Origin of the sequence: Streptomyces sp. NPDC059080, from assembly GCF_042739975.1 — a bacterium.
Lineage (GTDB): Bacteria > Actinomycetota > Actinomycetes > Streptomycetales > Streptomycetaceae > Streptomyces > Streptomyces benahoarensis.
In genome coordinates, this window is the sequence record NZ_JBHYGX010000055.1 from 1 (window position 1) to 4,020 (window position 4,020).

The 4,020-nt window shown below is 73.4% G+C and carries 5 protein-coding genes; 2 read left to right on the forward strand and 3 right to left on the reverse strand.

Annotated elements, in window-relative coordinates; translation table 11 throughout:
• Positions 1-126 precede the first annotated feature (126 nt).
• The 3 genes from ACFWWQ_RS27445 to ACFWWQ_RS27455 all read right to left on the reverse strand — a co-directional run bounded on the left by ACFWWQ_RS27445 (position 127) and on the right by ACFWWQ_RS27455 (position 2,597).
• On the reverse strand, positions 127-771 hold the full coding sequence (locus ACFWWQ_RS27445; RefSeq protein WP_384601485.1) for a hypothetical protein: 645 nt from the start codon (positions 769-771) through the stop codon (positions 127-129).
• A gap of 136 nt (positions 772-907) precedes the next feature.
• Positions 908-1,438 (reverse strand): GNAT family N-acetyltransferase, encoded by a 531-nt coding sequence (locus ACFWWQ_RS27450; RefSeq protein WP_384601488.1) that lies wholly within the window; start codon positions 1,436-1,438, stop codon positions 908-910.
• Between the two features lie 58 nt (positions 1,439-1,496).
• A complete protein-coding gene (locus ACFWWQ_RS27455) occupies positions 1,497-2,597 on the reverse strand; it encodes a cation diffusion facilitator family transporter (RefSeq protein WP_384601490.1) in 1,101 nt (366 codons plus the stop codon).
• Between the two features lie 311 nt (positions 2,598-2,908).
• On the opposite strand from ACFWWQ_RS27455, the gene ACFWWQ_RS27460 reads away from it, so the two are divergent.
• Positions 2,909-3,751, forward strand: a complete 843-nt coding sequence (locus ACFWWQ_RS27460; RefSeq protein WP_384601493.1) for a helix-turn-helix domain-containing protein — start codon at positions 2,909-2,911, stop codon at positions 3,749-3,751.
• Positions 3,733-3,942, forward strand: coding sequence for a DUF397 domain-containing protein (locus ACFWWQ_RS27465; protein WP_384601496.1), 210 nt, complete (start codon positions 3,733-3,735; stop codon positions 3,940-3,942). The genes ACFWWQ_RS27460 and ACFWWQ_RS27465 overlap by 19 nt, the downstream gene beginning before the upstream one ends.
• The last annotated feature ends 78 nt before the right edge of the window (positions 3,943-4,020 follow it).

Genomic DNA, 4,020 nt, shown 5'->3' on the forward strand with positions numbered 1-4,020 from the left:
CGCCCCGCCCCCCCCCCCGGCCCCCCCCCGGCCGCCCCCCCCCGGGCGCCGGGGGGGGGGGGGGGCGCGGGCCCCCCCCCCCGCCCCCCCCCCAGGGCCGCGCCCCTGCCGGGCCGCCCCCGGCCGTCAGGTGCGGGCCGTGGTGGGCCCGGCCGCAGGCGCGGCGGTCGTGGTCGCCGCCGCGGCGGTACGGCGGCGCTCCCGCAGCAACAGCCCAGCGCCCGCGAGCAGCCCCGTGCCGAGCAGCCATGGGGTCCAGGAGGCCCAGGACATCCAGGAGTGGCCGGCGGCGTCGCCGTGGGTTTCGGGGAGGTCGTCGATGTCGCCGGTGCAGGCGGCGGGGGCGGCGACGCCGGGGGCGTGGACGCAGACGGTGGTGGCGGCGCGGAGCGTGCCGGGCGCGGCGGTGGGGCCGTCGGCGCGGTCGCCGAGGGTGGCGCTGACGGTCAGCACGCGGAGGGCGCCCGGGTCGAGGTCGGTGTGCCAGACGGCGGTGTGGTCGGCGGTGACGCGGCCCTCGGGTGCCTCGGCGGACTCCGTGGTGGCGGGCAGCCGGGCCTCGACGCGGGCGCCGCGCAGCGGGACGTCACCGAGGTTGCGAATCGTGACCCGGTAGTCGAGCCGGTCGCCCGCCTCCGCCGTGTCGGTGCCGTCGCTCACCTCGACCGCCACCTGCGGCGGTGCGGGTTCCGCCGGGGGCCCGGCGGCCACCGCGCGTCCGGGGAGGGCGGCGGCGGTGCACAGCAGAGCGCTCAGGAGGAGGGTTCGCATCCGCCCATCCGAGCACCGCCCACCGCGCCCGGCGCCCCGCCTCCACCGGGGCACGGCCACGGTTCACCCGTGCGGTGGCGGCCAGAGGGCCGGATGCGACACGCGGCGGTACACGGGGCGATACGGGGGCCTCGCGTCAGCCCCCGATCCTCCGGTGGAAGCACACCCGGTCCTCCCCGGGCCCGTCGTAATCCGCATGCACCGGCAGACCGCCGACGACCCGGTCACCGTCGCCCTCCGGCGTGAACCCCATCGCGCGATGGAAGGCCAGCGAGGCCGCATTCCCCGGCGAGACGATCGCGCGGACATCGGTACGCCCCGCCTCCGCCGCCCGCGCGAAGAACGCCGCGTAGAGGCGGCGCCCCACGTCCTGCCCCCGGAGCGCGGGGTGCACTCCGACGAAGTGGATGTACGCGTCGGTGGTGTTCTCCGGCGCGTGGAACCCGACGAGGAACGCCCGGACGCCGCCCCCGTCACCGTCCGCCGGCGAACCGGGCGGCGCCTCCAGGATCAGGCTCGTCCGGGAGAAGAACTGGAGGAAGAGGCGCGGCAGCAGCAGGGACAGTTCGCGGGCCTCTTCCGGGGTGCGGGAGTCGCCCCACCAGTGGCGTACGCAGCGGACGAGCGTTGGGTGGTCGGTGACGCGGGCCGGACGCAGTTCGAGCATGGCGTTCCCCTCCGAAAGCTGGTGTCCGTGCTGGTCAGTGGCTTGGTGTCCGTGCTGCTCAGTGGTGGTGCGGTCCCCGGCGGTGGACCGGGCCGTGGGCGTCCTCGCAGTGGCCGTGGCCGTGGCCGTGACCGGGGGCGGTCTCGGGCGCGGGCCCGGAGCCGACGTGCAGCACGGTGTCGGCGTCCTGCTCCCCGACGTGGTCGACCTGGAGCGTGGCGTGGGTGATCCCGTACTCGGTGCTCAGCAGTTCCTGGAGGCGGCGGCGGACCTTGTGGCAGTCGCCGGACGGCGCCACCAGGATGTGCGCGGAGAGCGCGGGTTCCCCGGAGGTGATCTGCCACAGGTGCAGATCGTGGACCTCCGCGACCTCGTCCGCCGCGACGAGATGATCGCCGAGCGCGTCCGGGTCGACCCCGGCGGGCGCCGCCTCCAGGAAGATCCGCCCGGACTCGCGCACCAGCCCGTACCCGGCGCGCAGCATCAGCGCGACGACGACGAGCGTGGCCAGCGCATCCGCCCGCGCAAAGCCGGTGGTCCACACGATCAGCCCGGCGACGGCGGTGGCGACGAACCCGAACAGGTCGGTGAGGATGTGCTGGTAGGCGCCCTCGACGTTGAGGCTGGAGCGGTTGGCGCGGGAGAGGAACCACGCCGCGATCAGGTTCACCACCACGCCCGCCAGCGCCGTGACCAGCACCAGCCCGCCGGTGACCGCCGGTGGCTCGATCAGCCGCCGCACCGCCTCGTACGCCAGCCAGGCCGACAGCACCAGCAGGGTGATGCCGTTGGCCTGGGCGGAGAGGATTTCGGCGCGTTTGAGCCCGTACGTGTAGCCGCCGCGCGCGGGCCGGGCGGCGAGCCGCATGGCGACCAGCGCGAGCACGATCGACGCCGCGTCGGTGAGCATGTGCGCCGCGTCGGAGAGCAGCGCCAGGGAGTGGGCGACGAGTCCGACGGCCACCTCGACCGCCATGAACGCGCAGATCAGCGCGAGCGCGGCGCGCAGCCAGCGGCGGTCGGCGTCCGGCGAGACGGTGTGCGCGTGGCTGTGCCCGCCCTGGCCGTGGCTGTGCCCGCCATGGGCGTGGGCGTGATCCGGACGGTGGCCGTGCGGCCGACCCTCTCCGGGGTGGTGCCCGTGGGCGTGCTCGGTCAAGGCGCGCTCCTTCCTGGGTCGTCCTGGGTCGTCGTTCTCCTGGGGCGTTCATGCGCAGCAAAGCGCACTTTTTCCGGTCTTTCAAAGGCTGCATCGGTGACCGTTGTCATTCCCGTCCAACGGCGCAAAGGTGCAGGTCAGAGCGGTGGTTCCGGAAACCTCCGGCCGGAGTGAAGCACTCCGTTTCCGCCCGCGCCGTCCCCCCGCTCCACGCGCCCCCTCGCGGTCGTCCGATACGCCTTCGGGGCCTTCGGCCGCCAACTACGCTGCGTGGCACTGTTGTTACGTCACGAGACGAGGGAGGGGTGCGTATGCCACCGAGGAGAGTGGTGACCGGCCGCAGTCAGGAACCGAGCCTGCGGTTCGCGCAGGAGGTCCGCCGACTACGGCTGAAGAAGGGAGTCACCTTCCGCGAGCTGGGTGATGCGCTGGGCTGGGACGCTTCGCTGTTCGGGAAGATCGAATCGGGTGCGACGCTCGGCAGCCCGGAGGTCGCCCAGGGACTGGACACCTACTACGGAACCGACGATCTCCTGCTGTCGCATTGGGAGCTGGCGGTTCGCGACCCCAAGCAGTTCCGCGAGGGCTACCGGCGCTACATGAACCTGGAAGCCGAGGCGCTCAGCCTGTGGCACCACGCCGTGAGCGCCCTGCCGGGCCTGTTGCAGACGGAGGCGTACGCGCGAGCTTTGCTGGCCGCGGGCGGTCTGGAGGGTGAAGAGCTGGAGCTTCAGGTCCAGGCGCGGATAGGGCGACGGGAGCTGCTGGAGCGTGCGGACGCACCCCGCTTCCGTACGGTCCTCTCCGAATCGGTGCTGCGTACGTCGCTGCGCAATCCCGGGGAGTGGCGGGAGCAGCTGGACTACCTGCTGAAGATCGGCGAGCGGCCGAATGTGTTCATCCAAGCGATGCCGCACAGGGGGGGATTCCACGCGCTGACGAACACCGACGTCATGTTCCTGCGGGGCCACGACGGCCGCACGGCGGCGTGGGTGGAGAGTGGGTATTCCGGCGAACTGATCGAGGATACGGAAGCTTCCGAACGCCTCCAGCTCCGCTACGATTTGATCCGTGATCTGGCTCTTTCCCCGGGCGAGACACGGGAGTTCATCAAGCAGATCCTGGAGGAATTTTCGTGCGAGTCATCGATCTGAGCGCGGCCACCTGGCGGAAGTCCAGCTACAGCAACCAGGACGGCGGCCAGTGCATCGAGATCGCCGACGGCCACCCGTGCCTCGTCCCCGTCCGGGACAGCAAGGACCCGCAGGGTCCGGCGCTGGTTTTCGAGGCGCCGGCGTGGGCGGCGTTCGTCGGTGCGGTGCGCGGCGGGGCGCTCGGCGCCTGAGGCGGGCGGACCACCGCTGAACGGGACGGCGGGGGGGGGGGGGGGGGCAGCACCCGCGCGCCCCGCCCGGAGGGAGGG